This is a genomic window from Microbacterium sp. AISO3, from assembly GCF_002204305.1.
In the GTDB taxonomy this organism is placed as follows: domain Bacteria; phylum Actinomycetota; class Actinomycetes; order Actinomycetales; family Microbacteriaceae; genus Microbacterium; species Microbacterium arborescens.
The window spans coordinates 87839-102604 of sequence record NZ_NHRF01000002.1 but is presented as its reverse complement, the minus strand read 5'-3'; the positions used below and the strand labels follow the sequence as shown (position 1 = coordinate 102604).

The 14766-nt window shown below is 70.0% G+C and carries 9 protein-coding genes; 5 read left to right on the top strand and 4 right to left on the bottom strand.

Going from position 1 to position 14766, the window contains the following annotated elements:
- Nucleotides 1-28 precede the first annotated feature (28 nt).
- The gene (locus tag CBF90_RS03285) at nt 29-1726 is read left to right on the top strand and encodes a long-chain-fatty-acid--CoA ligase (RefSeq protein ID WP_088379926.1); all 1698 of its coding nucleotides are present in this window, start codon (nt 29-31) and stop codon (nt 1724-1726) included.
- A gap of 343 nt (nt 1727-2069) precedes the next feature.
- Here CBF90_RS03285 and ligA read toward each other — a convergent pair whose 3' ends face one another.
- Nucleotides 2070-4382, bottom strand: a complete 2313-nt coding sequence (ligA, locus tag CBF90_RS03280; protein ID WP_088379925.1) for an NAD-dependent DNA ligase LigA — start codon at nt 4380-4382, stop codon at nt 2070-2072.
- A gap of 9 nt (nt 4383-4391) precedes the next feature.
- The gene (locus CBF90_RS03275) at nt 4392-5066 is read right to left on the bottom strand and encodes a DUF4166 domain-containing protein (RefSeq protein WP_088379924.1); all 675 of its coding nucleotides are present in this window, start codon (nt 5064-5066) and stop codon (nt 4392-4394) included.
- A gap of 25 nt (nt 5067-5091) precedes the next feature.
- On the opposite strand from CBF90_RS03275, the gene CBF90_RS03270 reads away from it, so the two are divergent.
- Nucleotides 5092-6108 (top strand): epimerase, encoded by a 1017-nt coding sequence (locus tag CBF90_RS03270; RefSeq protein WP_064956626.1) that lies wholly within the window; start codon nt 5092-5094, stop codon nt 6106-6108.
- Here CBF90_RS03270 and mnmA read toward each other — a convergent pair.
- Both mnmA and CBF90_RS03260 read right to left on the bottom strand, forming a co-directional pair.
- Nucleotides 6065-7162 (bottom strand): tRNA 2-thiouridine(34) synthase MnmA, encoded by a 1098-nt coding sequence (gene mnmA, locus CBF90_RS03265; protein ID WP_023950924.1) that lies wholly within the window; start codon nt 7160-7162, stop codon nt 6065-6067. The genes CBF90_RS03270 and mnmA overlap by 44 nt on opposite strands.
- Before the next feature lie 9 nt (nt 7163-7171).
- Nucleotides 7172-8359 carry a cysteine desulfurase family protein gene (locus tag CBF90_RS03260; RefSeq protein ID WP_088379922.1) on the bottom strand — a complete coding sequence of 396 codons (1188 nt, stop codon included), beginning with the start codon at nt 8357-8359 and terminating at the stop codon, nt 7172-7174.
- A 44-nt stretch (nt 8360-8403) separates the two neighbouring features.
- On the opposite strand from CBF90_RS03260, the gene glgX reads away from it, so the two are divergent.
- Genes glgX through glgB form a run of 3 tightly spaced genes read left to right on the top strand, consistent with a single transcriptional unit; the run spans nt 8404 to nt 14761 of the window.
- Nucleotides 8404-10473 carry a glycogen debranching protein GlgX gene (gene glgX / locus CBF90_RS03255; protein WP_088379921.1) on the top strand — a complete coding sequence of 690 codons (2070 nt, stop codon included), beginning with the start codon at nt 8404-8406 and terminating at the stop codon, nt 10471-10473.
- 47 nt (nt 10474-10520) lie between these two features.
- The gene (locus tag CBF90_RS03250) at nt 10521-12605 is read left to right on the top strand and encodes an alpha-1,4-glucan--maltose-1-phosphate maltosyltransferase (protein WP_088379920.1); all 2085 of its coding nucleotides are present in this window, start codon (nt 10521-10523) and stop codon (nt 12603-12605) included.
- Nucleotides 12602-14761, top strand: a complete 2160-nt coding sequence (gene glgB, locus CBF90_RS03245) for a 1,4-alpha-glucan branching protein GlgB (RefSeq protein ID WP_071918144.1) — start codon at nt 12602-12604, stop codon at nt 14759-14761. The genes CBF90_RS03250 and glgB overlap by 4 nt, the downstream gene beginning before the upstream one ends.
- The last annotated feature ends 5 nt before the right edge of the window (nt 14762-14766 follow it).

Here is a 14766-nt window from a genome sequence, read left to right as displayed (position 1 = left end):
TCGCCCGCGAGACCCGTAGGGTGTCAGCGTGACGACCTACGACCCGCCACGTCCCTGGATCGCCAGCTACGCCGACGGGGTGCCGGAGGATCTCCCGCCCATCGAGGGCTCGCTCGTCGACATCGTCGCGACGTCGGCACGGGAGCATCCCGACGCCCCGGCTCTGGAGTTCTTCGGCCGCACGGTCTCGTACCAGCAGCTGCAGGACCGGATCGAACGAGCGGCGGCGTACCTGCGGGATGCCGGAGTGCGCCGCGGCGACCGGGTGGCGATCGTTCTGCCCAACTGCCCGCAGCACATCGTGGCCTTCTACGCCGTTCTGCGCCTGGGAGCCGTCGTCATCGAGCACAACCCGCTCTACACGCCACGTGAGATGCGCAAGCAGTTCGAGGACCACGGCGCGAAGGTCGCCATCGTCTGGAGCAAGCTCGTGTCGGTGCTGCTCGACTTCCCCGACGATCTGGCGCTCAACGCCGTGATCGCCGTCGACATCACCACGGCTATGCCGTTCCACATGCGCGCGGCGCTGCGCCTGCCCATCGCCAAGGCGCGGGAGTCGCGCGAGGCGCTCACCTCTCCCGTGGCCCGCAATCGCGTGCACGGATTCTGGTCGGATGCCGAGCGCCACGATCCCCTGCCGGCAAGCCACGTGGGTCCGACCACGGGCGATCTCGCGCTCATCCAGTACACGAGCGGCACGACCGGCAACCCCAAGGGAGCGGCGCTCACGCATCGCAACCTCCTGGCGAACGCCGCCCAGGCGCAGGCGTGGACCCCGACGATCGAACGCGGCGCGGGGTGCGTCGTCTACGCCGTGCTCCCGATGTTCCACGCGTACGGCCTGACGCTCTGTCTTACTTTCGCGATGTCGATGGGCGCGCGGCTCGTCCTCTTCCCGAAGTTCGATCCGGCACTCGTGCTCGCGGTGCACAAGCGCCATCCGGCCACTCTCCTACCCCTGGTACCGCCGATCGCCGAGCGCCTGCTCGCGGCGGCCGATGCCGCGGGAGTGTCGCTCGCGGGAACGCAGGTCGCGATCTCCGGCGCGATGGCCCTCCCTCACGAGCTCGTGGTCCCGTTCGAGGCATCGACGGGCGGATACCTCGTCGAGGGATACGGGCTGTCGGAATGCTCCCCCGTCCTGATGGCCAATCCCGTGGCCGAGAACCGCGTCCCCGGCACCGTCGGCCTGCCGCTTCCGGGCACGGAGTGCCGCGTCGTGGACCCGGACGAACCGACGCGCGACGTCGAGCCGGGCGGGCGGGGCGAACTGCTGGTCCGCGGCCCCCAGGTGTTCACCGGTTACTACGGCAAGCCCGAGGAGACGGAGAAGGTCTTCGTCGACGGCTGGTTCCGCACGGGCGACATCGTGACCATCGACGAGGCAGGATTCGTGCGGATCGTCGACCGGATCAAGGAACTCATCATCACCGGCGGCTTCAACGTCGCCCCGACCGAGGTCGAGATCGCGCTGCGTCAGCACCCGCAGATCGCCGATGCCGCCGTCGTCGGCCTCCCCAGCGAGCACTCCGGCGAGGAAGTGGTGGCCGCGGTGGTCGCCGCCCCGGGGGCGACGATCGACGAGGCCGACGTGAAGGACTTCTGCCGCGGCATCCTGACGCCCTACAAGGTGCCGCGCCGGGTGGTCGTCGTCGACGAGCTCCCGAAGTCGATGATCGGCAAGGTGCTGCGCCGCCAGGTCCGCGATCGGCTCCTCGCGGGCTGATCCCGGACCTCCGCTCAGGCGCGGAAGGTCCCCGGCACGCGATGCGCCCAACCGGTGAACGACACCACCTCCCCGACCGTGAGGTCCGACCCGGCCCGCACGCGCGCCACGACGTCGTCGATGAGAGGCCCGCGTTAGCGTCATTCAGCCCGAAGACGAGCACCTCGGGGTGACCGAGCCCGAACAGCCCGATCGAGGAGGCGAAGCTCGGCTGACGGCGCGGCGGTGCTCCCGGTCAAGCCAGGCGATCTCCTGCGGGGTGAGCTGATCTGACAAGCGGCCTCCGTGAGATCGCCGTCACTGTAGGTCGGGCCGCGGACACCCGCGCTGAGTCATCCCCTGCTCAGGAATCGAGGGCGTCCGGTCCCTGCTCGACGAGGATGCGGAACTGCGCGGCATCGATGATCCGCACGCCGAGCTGCTCGGCCTTCGCGAGTTTGGATCCTGCGCCCGGCCCCGCCGCGACGAAGTCGGTCTTCTTCGAGACGGACGACCCGGCTTTGCCGCCGGCGGCGAGGATGGCCTCCTGTGCACCTTCGCGGGTGTATCCCTCGAGTGATCCCGTCGCCACGACGGTGATGCCCTCGAGGACTCCACCCTCGACGACGGCTGCGCCGGGCCCGGGGTGCCCCGGCACTTCGAGCCGCGCGCCGGCCGCTTCCCACCGTTCCACGATCTCGCGGTGCCAGTCGACCTCGAACCAATCGATCAGAGAGTCCGCGATGATGCCGCCCACGCCCTCGACGGCCGCCAGCTCGTCCCGCGTCGCGGCGCGGATCGCTGCGATCGAGCCGAACCACTGCGCGAGGGCGCGCGCCGCCACCGGACCGACGTGGCGGATGCTGAGCGCGACGAGGAACCGCCAGAGCTCCTTGGTCTTGGCCTTCTCGAGTTCGTCGAGGAGCTTGAGTGCCTGCGCGGACGGTTGCGGGCCGGTCAGTCCCTCCTTCTTCTCGGCGGCCGAAGGGTTGCGCCGGAACGGAGCGCGCCGCACGGGCTCGCCCGTCTTGTCGTCGACGCGCGGCTCACCCGTCTCAGAGTCACGGACGATGACCTCGATCGGGACGAGCTGTTCGAGAGTCAGGTCGAACAGCGCAGCCTCGGTGACCAGCGGCGGGGTGGCCTCGCCCAGCGGTTGCGTGAGGGCTGCTGCCGTGACCTCCCCGAGTGCCTCGATGTCGAGGGCGCCACGAGACCCGACGTGCTCGACGCGACCACGGACCTGCGCCGGGCAGGAGCGCGCGTTCGGACAGCGGAGGTCGATGTCGCCCTCTTTGGCGGGGCGCAGGGGCGAGCCGCACTCGGGGCAGTTCGTGGGCATGACGAACGCGCGCTCGGTCCCGTCGCGCAGCTCGACCACGGGTCCGAGCACCTCCGGGATGACGTCGCCCGCCTTCCGCAGCACGACGGTGTCGCCGATGAGAACGCCTTTGGCCCGGACGACGTCCTGATTGTGCAGGGTCGCCTGCCGCACGACGCTGCCCGCGACGCGGGCCGGTGCCATGACGGCGAAGGGCGTGGCCCGGCCGGTACGGCCGACCGACACGACGATGTCGAGAAGCTTGGTGTTGACCTGTTCCGGCGGGTACTTGTACGCGATCGCCCACCGGGGTGCGCGGCTGGTCGCACCCAGCTCGTCGTGCAGCGCCAGTTCGTCGATCTTGACGACGACGCCGTCGAGCTCGTGCTCGACGCTATGGCGGTTCTCGCCGTAGTGCGCGACGTAGCCGAGCACACCCTCGATGCTCTCGTGGGTCTGCGAGTGCGGGCTGATGGGCAGACCCCACTCGGCCAGCAGCGCGTAGATCTCACTCTGCGACGACACCGGCGGGTTCTGCCACGCGCCGATGCCGTGCACGTAGAGCCGGAGCGAACGGACGCGGGCCTCGGACGCTTCGAGCTCGAGGCCCGTCTTCTTGTCGAGCTGCTGGCGCAGCCCCCCGCTCGCGGCGTTGCGCGGGTTGGCGAAGGCCGGGAATCGGCGCTCGGCACTGATGCGGGCGCGCTCCTCGTCGAACGCGCGGGAGCGGGACCGCGCATCCTCGACCACACGATCGCGCATCTCGGCCTGGAGCGCGTTGAGCTGGGCGAACTCGGCCACGGGGATGAAGATCTCGCCGCGCACCTCGACGATCGCCGGGTGCCCGTCTCCTGCGAGTCGCTCGGGGATGCCGCTCACGCGGAGCGCGTTCACGGTGACGTCCTCGCCGACCCGTCCGTCGCCTCGCGTGGCGGCAGATGTCAGCACGCCGTTTTCGTAGCGCAGACTGATCGCGAGCCCGTCGATCTTGAGCTCCGACAGCCAGCGCACCGGACGCCCAGCTGCCGCTGCTGCTTTGACGCACCAATCGGTCAGCTCTTCGGGTGAGAAGACGTTATCGAGGCTCAGCATGCGCTCGGCGTGCGTCACGGGCGCGAACAGCGTCGACTCGGCGGCGCCGACCGTCTGGGTGGGCGAGTCCTGCGACTGCAGTTGGGGATGCAGCCTCTCGAGCTCGTCGAGACGGCGCATCCACGCGTCGTACGTCGCATCGTCGACGACCTCGGCATCGCGACCGTAGTACGCGTCGCGCGCCGCGGTGATCCGCTCGATCAGGTCACGCGATTCTGCGCGTGCCTCGTCGAGGGTGATCTCGGGGAGTTCTCCGTCTGCCACCTCGTCAGTCTAGGCAGGGGGTACGACGCGCTGGACGGGGTTTCCGTGGCGCGGTTCGATGCGGTACGTGAACGAGCCGCGGTACCGGAAGATCTCGCCCACGAGACACGCCCGCACTCTGACGTCCACCCATTGCACGGCGGCATCCGCGGGGTCGGCCGTCTCGACGATCGTGACCCCCGCCACGGTCGGAAGCGGCAGCCGCAGGGCGCCGCAGCGCACGGCGAGAGCCACGGACCGCAACCGCATGCCGGTGGAACCGGCCTCGGCACGCAGACGTACCTCCAACCCGCTGCGACGGCCGAGGCGGTCGATGATCTCCCCCGACCTCGGACTGGTCATCGTGTCCACCATCCGGCGTCGTGCGCCGGCGAAGAAGAAGTCGCGCTCCCCACGGAGCGTGCCGTCGCGCTGGGGCGTGTTCGTGATCGCGAACGGTACGTCGGTGCCCGCCTCCGGGAACATCACGCCGCGCCGCGCGAACAGGCTCATCAGCGGCCGCAGCCAGTGGGGCCCGCGATAGCCCGCCTCGTCGTAGACACCCCGGCCACGGCCCACGCTCCCGGCGGGTACCGGGCCGAAGTAGGTGCGCAGCACGGAGGGCAGGCTCAGGAGATCCGCTCCGAGCGCTCGCTCGTAGATCGAGCGCGGGTCCTCGGGTGCCGCCGCATTCCTACTGAACATGTTCAAAAACTACTACGATGGCGTCATGATCGACACCCCACGCCGCGCCGTCGTCTCCGGCGCCTCCGGCTTCATCGGCGCCGCGGTCGTCGAGGCTCTGACCACCGACGGCTACACGGTCGACACGATCGGCCGTACCGCGGAGACCACGTGGGAGGACACCGGCGCCATCGAACGGCTGGTGGACGGCGCAGACCTCCTGGTCAACCTCGCGGGCAGATCTGTGGACTGCCGCTACACCGACCACAACCGCGACGAGATCCTGCGCTCCCGCGTGGCGACGACGCAGACCCTCTCGGACGCCGTCCGCCGCGCCGCACTCCCCCCGCGGCTGTGGATCAACGCGTCGACGGCGACGATCTACCGTCATTCGGTCGACCGCCCGAACTCCGAATCCGCCGGGGAGCTCGGAACCGGGTTCTCGGTCGATGTCGCGCGGGCCTGGGAGGCCGCGTTCTTCGCCGAGGATCTTCCCGGAACACGCCGCGTCGCCCTCCGAATGGCCATCGTGGTGGGCGCGGGACCCGCCACCGCCATGTTGCTGACGCTCGCGCGCCTGGGACTCGGTGGCCCACAGATCGACGGTCCGATCATCCCGCACCGTCGCTATCGCGGCATCGGCGATCACCCGACCGGGAGCACCGCACCCTGGTATCGCACACGTGGGCGACAGCGTTTCAGCTGGGTGCACATCGACGACGTCGTGGGCTCGCTCCGGTGGATCGACGCGCACGAGGACCTCCAGGGCGTCGTCAACGTCGCCAGTCCGCACGCGTCGGACAACCGCACGCTCATGCGAGAGCTGCGCTCGATCGTCGGGATGCCCTTCGGCATCCCCTCCTGGAGGTGGATGCTCGAACCCGCCATGTGGCTTCTGCGCACCGAACCGGAACTGGTGTTGAAGAGCCGCTGGATCGTCCCCGAGCGCCTCGTCGACGCGGGGTATCGGTTCCGCTACACCGCGCTGGGCGACGCGCTCGGAGACGCCGCCGACTCCATCACGCGTCGACCGGGACGGCCGAGACGGTCCGGTCGATCGTGAACTGTCCGAGCACGCGCGATCCCTCATAGATCACGGCCGTCTGCCCCGGAGCCACACCGTCGAACGGCGTGTCGGGGATGACCACGATCTCGTTCTCGGTGATCTCGGCCCGCGCCGGGACCGGGTCGGCGTGCGCACGGATCTGTGCGTCACAGGCGAAGACCCGCTCGGACGGAGCCCGCCCTGCCCACGTGAACCGGCCGCCCGCGATCTCGGCGGTCGCCAGCGCCTCCTTCGGCCCCACCACGACGCGGTTGTCGACCGGCCGCACCTCGAGAACGAAACGCGGCTTGCCATCCGGCGCCGGAACTCCCAGCTGCAGCCCCCGGCGCTGACCCACGGTGAACGCGTGAGCGCCCTCGTGGCGCCCGACAACGGCTCCCGTGCGATCGACGATCTCGCCGGCCTCCGCCCCGACCTTCTCGGCGAGCCACCCGCGGGTGTCGCCGTCGGGGATGAAGCAGATGTCATGGCTGTCGGGCTTCTGCGCCACCGTCAGACCGCGCTCGGCCGCCTCGGCGCGCACCTCCGCCTTCGAGGGCGTCGACCCGAGCGGGAAGTACGTGTGGGCGAGCTGCTCCGCGGTGAGCACGCCGAGCACATATGACTGATCCTTCGCGGCATCCGACGCGCGATGCAGCTCGCGCCCCTCGGGACCGTCGACCAGGAGAGCGTAGTGACCGGTGCACACCGCATCGAAGCCGAGCTCGATCGCGCGTTCGAGCAGCGCCGCGAACTTGATCTTCTCGTTGCATCGCATGCACGGGTTCGGCGTCCGTCCGGCGCGGTACTCCGAGACGAAGTCGTCGATGACATCGTCACGGAATCGCTCGGAGAAGTCCCAGACGTAGAACGGGATGCCGAGCAGATCCGCGGCACGGCGCGCATCCATCGCGTCCTCGATCGTGCAGCAGCCGCGGCTGCCGGCGCGCAGGGTGCCGCCCGCGCGCGAGAGGGCGAGGTGCACGCCCACGACGTCGTGTCCGGCGTCGACGGCTCGGGCCGCGGCGACCGCCGAATCGACGCCGCCGCTCATCGCAGCCAGTACTCGCATCGCTCCAGTCTACGTGCGGCTCGCACGCCCGGCTCGGGCGGCGACCGCACGCCGGTGGACGTCGGGAAGGGCGGCCAGGAAGGCGTCTACATCCGCCTCTGTGCTCGTGCGACCGAGGGTCAGACGCAGCACGGCCCGCGCGTCGTCCGCCTCACGGCCCAGCGCGAGCACGACGTGCGACGGCTCGGTGACGCCCGCCTGGCACGCCGACCCCGTGGACACCGCGATCCCGACGGTGTCGAAGAGGAACAGCAGCGTCTCGCCGATCGTGCCCGGAAAGAGCACGTGCACGTTCCCCGGCAGCCGGTCATGACGGTCGCCCAGGATCTCGGCCGAGGGGACGAGCGAGCGGATGCCCTCGATGAGGCGCTCACGGAGGCCCTCGAGCCGGACTGCCTCGTGGACGCGCTCGGCCTCGGCGATCCCGAGCGCCGCGGCGAACGCCGCCGCACCGGCAACGTCCTGGGTGCCCGCGCGAAGCCCCCGCTGCTGCCCGCCCCCGTGGGCGAGGGGCGTCAGCTGCGCGTGGCGCGATACGACCAGCGCGCCGGTGCCCACGGGAGCGCCGACCTTGTGGCCGGACACGGACATCGTCACCAGGCCATGCGACGCAGAGCCCCCACCCCGCCAGGCGGCGAAGTCGAGGGGAATGCTGCCGAGGGCCGCGACCGCGTCCAGGTGCAACGGCACCGCCGCGTCGCGCGCCGCCCGGGCCAGAGCGGCCGCGTCGTTGCGCGTCCCCACCTCGTTGTTGGCGACGAGTGCGGTCGCCAGCGCGGCCCCGGGCAGCGCCGCGGCGAACACCGCGGGATCGATGCGGCCGACGCGATCGAGGCCGACGGGGCGCACCGCGGCGCCCCAGCGCGACGCGAGCCACGCGACGGCGTCGATCGTCGCGTGGTGCTCGCCGTCGGGCAGCACGATCGGCCCCGTGGCGGGACCGTCGGCGGCGAGCCAGAGGCCCTTGACGGCCAGATTGATCGCCTCGGTCCCGCCCGATGTGAAGACGACCTCGATCGGCTCGCACCCGAGCGCTGCGGCGACGGCATCCCGCGCGTCCTCCAGGAGGCGACGAGCAGCTTGACCCGCACCGTGCACCGACGAGGCGTTGCCGAGGGTCTCGTGCGCCGAGAGCCAGGCGTCGCGCGCTTCCGGCCGGAGCGCGGTCGTCGCAGCGTGATCGAGATAGACGACCATCCCACCTCCTCGGGCGTTCACCGTCGCTCATTACTGTAGAACGCATGCCCGACAGCACCAGCCCGGCCGGACTGCACGACCCCCGCCTCACCGACCTCGGCGTGACCCTCCATGATGACGGCGGCACCATCCGCGTCTGGTCCGAGCGGGCGACGTCGATCGACGTCGTGCTGTTCGACGACGACGACCTCGACTGGGCCGTGGACGAGCGGCCGCTCTCGCCCGTCGGCGGGGGCGTCTGGGAGGCCGAGATCGAGACGCTGCGCGCCGGCGTCCGGTACGCCCTGCGGGTCGACGGACCCCACGGACCGGGCGACGTCTTCAACCCGCAGACCCTGCTGCTCGACCCCTACGGACGGGGCATCGTCTCCGGAGCTCCGGGCGATCATCGCTCGGTCGTCGTCGATCCCGCATTCGATTGGGGCGGGATCCGCAAGCCCCGCGTGCCGCGCGACAGGACGGTCATCTACGAGGCCCACGTGAAGGGCCTCACCAAGCGGCATCCCGACATCCCGCCGGCGCTGCACGGCACCTATGCCGGTCTCGGTCACCCCGCCATGATCGACCACTTCCTCTCACTCGGCGTGACGAGCGTCGAACTGCTGCCGATCCACGCATTCGAGAGCGAGCCGCGTCTCCTCGCTCTCGGGCTGACCAACTACTGGGGCTACAACACCCTCGGATACTTCGCGCCGCACGCCGCGTATGCGACCCAGGACGCCCGCCGCAGCGGCCCTACCGCCGTCCTGAAAGAGTTGAAGCGCACGGTGCGGGCGCTCCACGCGGCCGGCATCGAGGTCATCCTGGACGTCGTCTACAACCACACCGCCGAACTGGAGCTGGGCGGGCCGCGCTCGAGCTTCCGGGGAATCGACAATCGTGCCTATTACCGGCAGCACGACGACGGCGCGTACATCGACGTGACCGGTTGCGGCAACGCGGTCGACACATCGACGGACGCCGCTGCCCGGCTCGTCCTCGACTCGCTGCGGTACTGGAGCGAGGACGTGCAGATCGACGGGTTCCGCTTCGACCTCGCCGTCACGCTCGGTCGGAACGCCCAGCACGTGTTCGACCCCCAGCATCCGTTGCTGCGCGCGATCGCCGAAGACCCCGTGCTGGGCGAAGACAAGATCATCGCCGAGCCCTGGGATGTCGGACTCGGCGGATGGCACACCGGCGGCTTCGGCGACGGATGGCAGGAGTGGAACGACCGGTACCGCGACGGCGTCCGCAACTTCTGGCTCAGCGACATCGACTATCTGCGACGCGCCGGCACCTCGCCGGCGGGCGTGGGAGGTCTCGCCACCCACCTCGCGGGCTCAGCGCCCTCGTTCGGCGCGGAGCGCGGTCCGCTGGCCGGGGTGAACTTCATCACGGCGCACGACGGCTTCACGCTGCGCGACCTCGTGTCGTACGACGTCAAGCACAACGACGCCAACGGCGAGGAGGGCAGGGACGGCGCCGAGACGAACCGGTCGTTCAACCACGGCGCGGAGGGCGAGACCTCGCTCGATCACATCGTTGCCGCGCGTCGCCGCGCCATGCGCAACCTCGTGGGAACCCTGCTGCTGTCGGCCGGGGTGCCGATGCTGACGGCGGGTGACGAGATGGGCCGCACCCAGCTCGGCAACAACAACGCCTACTGCCACGACAGCTCCCTGACCTGGCTCGACTGGCAGCTCGCGGACTGGCAGGTCGACCTCCTCGCCCACGTGGGGGCGTTGACCCGACTGCGCGCGGAGAACCCCGCGCTCCGCCCGGTGCGATACGCGGACCCGGACGACGAGGTGCCCGAGGCGTCGGTCATGCACTGGTTCGACGCTCAGGCAGAGCCGATGACGGAGGCGAGGTGGACCGATCCGGAGCAGCGCACCCTGCAGTACGTCGCGACCTCGACGCCGGCCCACGAACCCGGCAACCGCGTGCTGCTGGTCATCCACGGGCGGGAGGATGACGCCGAGGTCGTGCTGCCCGCCGTCGGATCGGCATCGTCGTTCCTGGCGCTGTGGTCGAGCGCCGACGAGCGACCGCTCGAGAACGGTGCTCGATTCGCCCCGGGCGACCGTCTGGCCGTGTCCGGACCGACGATGCTTTTGCTCAGAGCCGAGTGAGGCGCAAGCCCGTTTTTCGAACTCGCGCACCGCGATAGGTTCGAGCCGTGGCATCAACGACGCGCACGACCTCACCCGCCCCGTTCCGCAGCACCGCCGAGATCCCCCGCCGGACCGTCGAGCCGCTTCCGTCTGCCGGCGACACGGTCACCGGACGCATCCCGCTCCAGCGACCGGCCCCCTCGGTTCCCGGCGACCGGTTCCGGCCCTCGGCCTTCAGCGGCGAAGCCGTGCCGTTCCGCGTCACGGCGTTCCGCGAAGGCCACGACTCGATCGGCGTGCATCTGCGACTGTTCTCGCCCGATGGACGAGAGTCGTTGCACCGCCTGAATCCCCTCAACGACGGGTTCGACCGATGGTCCGTCCTCATCGCCCCTCTCGCGGAAGGCGTGTGGCGGTTCCGCTACGAAGCGTTCGGCGACGACTTCGCCACGTGGCAGCACGCGGCCGCCATCAAGATCGCGGCCGGTGTCGACGTCGCCCTCATGCGCGAAGCCGGGGCTGTGCTGCTCTCGCGCGCCGCCGCTGACAAGACCCGTCCCGCGGCCGAGCGTCGCATCCTCGACAAGGCCGTCGCGCGACTCCGGGATGCCGCCGCCGATGCGGTCGATGCGCTCGCGGTCGTCCGCAGCGCGGATCTCGCGAACATCTTCGCCGACCGCCCGGTGCAGTCCCTCGTCACCGTCGGCGACGAGCACGAGCTGCTCGTCGAGCGCGAGCGCGCCGGAGTCGGCGCCTGGTACGAGTTCTTCCCGCGGTCGGAGGGCGCCGAGCGGCTCCCCGACGGCACCGTGCGCAGCGGCACCTTCGTCACCGCACGCGACCGGTTGCCCGCGGTCGCCGCGATGGGATTCGACGTCCTCTACCTCCCCCCGATCCACCCGATCGGGCGCACCCACCGCAAGGGCCCCAACAACACCCTGACGGCCGGTCCCGGCGACCCCGGGTCGCCCTGGGCCATCGGCGGCCCCGAGGGCGGTCACGACGCCGTGCATCCCGACCTGGGGACGCTCGAGGACTTCCGCGGCTTCCTCGCCGCGGCCTCCGAAGCCGGTCTGGAGGTCGCGCTCGACCTTGCGCTGCAGGCTTCCCCCGACCACCCCTGGGTCGCCGAGCACCCCGAGTGGTTCACGACCCTCCCCGACGGATCGATCGCGTACGCCGAGAACCCGCCGAAGAAGTACCAGGACATCTACCCGGTCAACTTCGACAACGACCCCGCGGGCATCCGCGCCGAGGTCCTGCGCGTCGTCCGGCACTGGATCGCCCAGGGCGTTCGGATCTTCCGCGTCGACAACCCGCACACCAAGCCGCTGCAGTTCTGGGAGTGGCTCATCGCGACCATCGCAGACGAGACCCCCGGGGTCGTCTTCCTCGCGGAGGCGTTCACCCGCCCCGCTCCCATGCAGGGCCTCGCGATGGCCGGATTCCAGCAGAGCTACTCGTACTTCACCTGGCGGAACACCAAGGAGGAGCTCGAGGAGTTCCTCACCTCCGTGGCTCACGACACGGCGGACTTCATGCGCCCGAACCTCTTCGTGAACACCCCCGACATCCTCACGGAGTACCTGCAGTACGGCGGACGCCCCGCCTACAAGATCCGCGCCGCCATCGCCGCGACCGCCGGCGCCTCGTACGGGGTGTACGCGGGATTCGAACTCGTCGAGAACGTCGCCCGGCCCGGCTCGGAAGAGAACATCGACAACGAGAAGTACGAGTACAAGTTCCGCGACTGGGCGGATGCCGAAGCGCGCGGCGAATCGCTCGCGCCGTTCCTCGCCCGCCTGAACGAGATCCGCCGGGCCCATCCTGCACTGCGGCAGCTGCGAAACCTCTCGTTCCACTGGTCCGACGACGACGCCATGGTGGTCTTCTCGAAGCACCTGCCCGCCGCGCTGACGGCCGACGGTGCGGCCGACACGATCCTGGTCGTCGTCAACGTCGATCCTCACTCCGCGCGCGAGACGACCGTGCATCTCGACACCTCGGTCTGGGGCGTCGCGCCGGGCGATGAGTACGAGGTGGAAGACCTGCTCACCGGATCCGTCTGGACCTGGAACGACCACAACTATGTGCGCCTCGACGCCTTCGTCGAACCCGTCCACATCCTCCACGTGAAGGAACGCCGATGAACGCCCCCGCAGACCACGTCCTCGACTCGGTCGCCACCGGCTCGTACCACGCGCCGCACGATGTCCTCGGCGCCCATCAGGCGGCCGACGGCTGGGTGATCCGCGTCCGGCGTCCCCTTGCGCGCACGGTCACGGCCGTGTTCGCGAATCAGCCGGAGGCGTCGTTCCGCCACCTCCGCGGCGGAGTGTGGGAGGCGGCCCTCGACGCACGCCCCGAGGCCTATCGCGTGGTCGCGACCTACGACGACGCGCCGGCGTGGGTGGCCGACGACCCGTACCGTCACCTCCCGACTATCGGCGAGCTCGATCTGCACCTCATCCGCGAGGGCCGTCACGAGGAGCTGTGGCGAGTGCTCGGCGCCCATGTGCGTCTGCACAACGGCGTCCCCGGCGTCTCGTTCACGGTCTGGGCGCCCAACGCACGCGCAGTCCGCGTGATCGGAGACTTCAACGGCTGGGACGGCCAGGGCCACGCGCTGCGATCGATGGGAGACTCCGGCGTCTGGGAGCTGTTCGTTCCGGGACTGCCGGCCGGCACGGTCTACAAGTTCCAGATCCTGACCGGTGACGGCGCGTGGATCGACAAGGCCGACCCGATGGCGCGGCAGTCGGAGGTCCCTCCCGCGACGGCCTCGATCGTCGCTGAGAGCGCATACGAGTGGGAGGATGCCGCGTGGCTCGAGCGCCGCGGCACCTCGACGCCCATCTCGCAGCCGATGTCCGTCTACGAGGTGCACCTCGGCTCCTGGCGGTCCGGCCTCGGCTACCGCGAGGCGGCCGATCAGCTCATCGACTACGTCCGCGCGCAGGGCTTCACCCATGTCGAGTTCCTCCCGCTGGCCGAGCATCCGTTCGGCGGCTCGTGGGGGTACCAGGTCTCGGGTTACTACTCCCCGACCAGCCGCTTCGGGTCGCCGGACGACCTGCGCTACCTCATCGACCGGCTGCACCAGGCGGACATCGGCGTCATCATGGACTGGGTCCCGGGCCACTTCCCGAAGGACGCCTTCGCCCTCGCGCGCTTCGACGGCCAGCCGCTCTACGAGCACCCGGATCCGCGCCGCGGCGAGCACCGCGACTGGGGAACGCTGATCTTCGACTACGGCCGCAACGAGGTGCGGAACTTCCTGGTCGCGAACGCGCTCTACTGGTTCGAGGAGTTCCACGTCGACGGCCTCCGGGTCGATGCGGTCGCCTCCATGCTCTACCTCGACTACTCGCGCGAGGAGGGCCAGTGGGAGCCGAACGTCCACGGCGGACGCGAGAACCTCGAGGCGATCTCGTTCCTCCAAGAGGTCAATGCGACGGCCTACAAGCGCTATCCCGGCATCGCTATGATCGCCGAGGAATCCACGAGCTTCCCGGGCGTGACTGCTCCCACCGAGTGGGGCGGCCTCGGCTTCGGGTTCAAGTGGAACATGGGCTGGATGAACGACTCGCTCCAGTACATCAAGCGGGACCCGATGTATCGCGGGCACCACGAGGGCGAGCTGTCGTTCTCGTTCGTCTACGCCTTCAGCGAGAACTTCGTCCTGCCGATCAGCCACGACGAGGTCGTGCACGGGAAGGGCAGCCTGTTCACGCGCATGCCCGGCGATCACTGGCAGAAGCTCGCCAACATGCGCGCCTACCTGGCCTACATGTGGGGCCACCCGGGAAAGCAGCTGCTGTTCATGGGGCAGGAGTTCGGGCAGATGTCGGAGTGGTCCGAGTCGCGCGAGCTCGACTGGTGGATGCTCGATCAGCCGGCCCATCGCGGCCTGCACGCGTTCGTCGCGGACATGAACCGCACCTACCGCGAGCAGTCGGCCCTGTGGTCACGCGATTCGGACGGCGAGGCCTTCTCTCGCCTGGGTGCGCCGAACTGGAACCCCAACGTCATGGCGTTCGCGCGCCGCGACCACCACGGGAACACCGTGGCCGTGATCTGCAACTTCTCGGGAGTCCCGCTGCACGACTACACGCTCGAGCTGCCCGCGGACGGCGCGTGGCGCGAGGTCCTCAACAGTGACGCCGAGGAGTACGGCGGCTCGGGTGTCGGCAACTTCGGAACCGTGCACGCGTCCGACGGACGCGCGACGATGGTCATTCCGCCACTCGGTGTGCTGTGGCTGCACCACGCCTCCGAAGAGGTGCCCGCAGTCTCGGAGAGCTGACACCA

Bases quoted from the DNA above. Each gene is read 5' to 3' on its own strand.
- CBF90_RS03275 (WP_088379924.1), bottom strand. From the start codon at position 5,066: ATGTTCAGTAGGAATGCGGCGGCACCCGAGGACCCGCGCTCGATCTAC.
- CBF90_RS03270 (WP_064956626.1), top strand. From the start codon at position 5,092: ATGATCGACACCCCACGCCGCGCCGTCGTCTCCGGCGCCTCCGGCTTC.
- mnmA (WP_023950924.1), bottom strand. From the start codon at position 7,162: ATGCGAGTACTGGCTGCGATGAGCGGCGGCGTCGATTCGGCGGTCGCC.
- CBF90_RS03260 (WP_088379922.1), bottom strand. From the start codon at position 8,359: ATGGTCGTCTATCTCGATCACGCTGCGACGACCGCGCTCCGGCCGGAA.
- glgX (WP_088379921.1), top strand. From the start codon at position 8,404: ATGCCCGACAGCACCAGCCCGGCCGGACTGCACGACCCCCGCCTCACC.
- glgB (WP_071918144.1), top strand. From the start codon at position 12,602: ATGAACGCCCCCGCAGACCACGTCCTCGACTCGGTCGCCACCGGCTCG.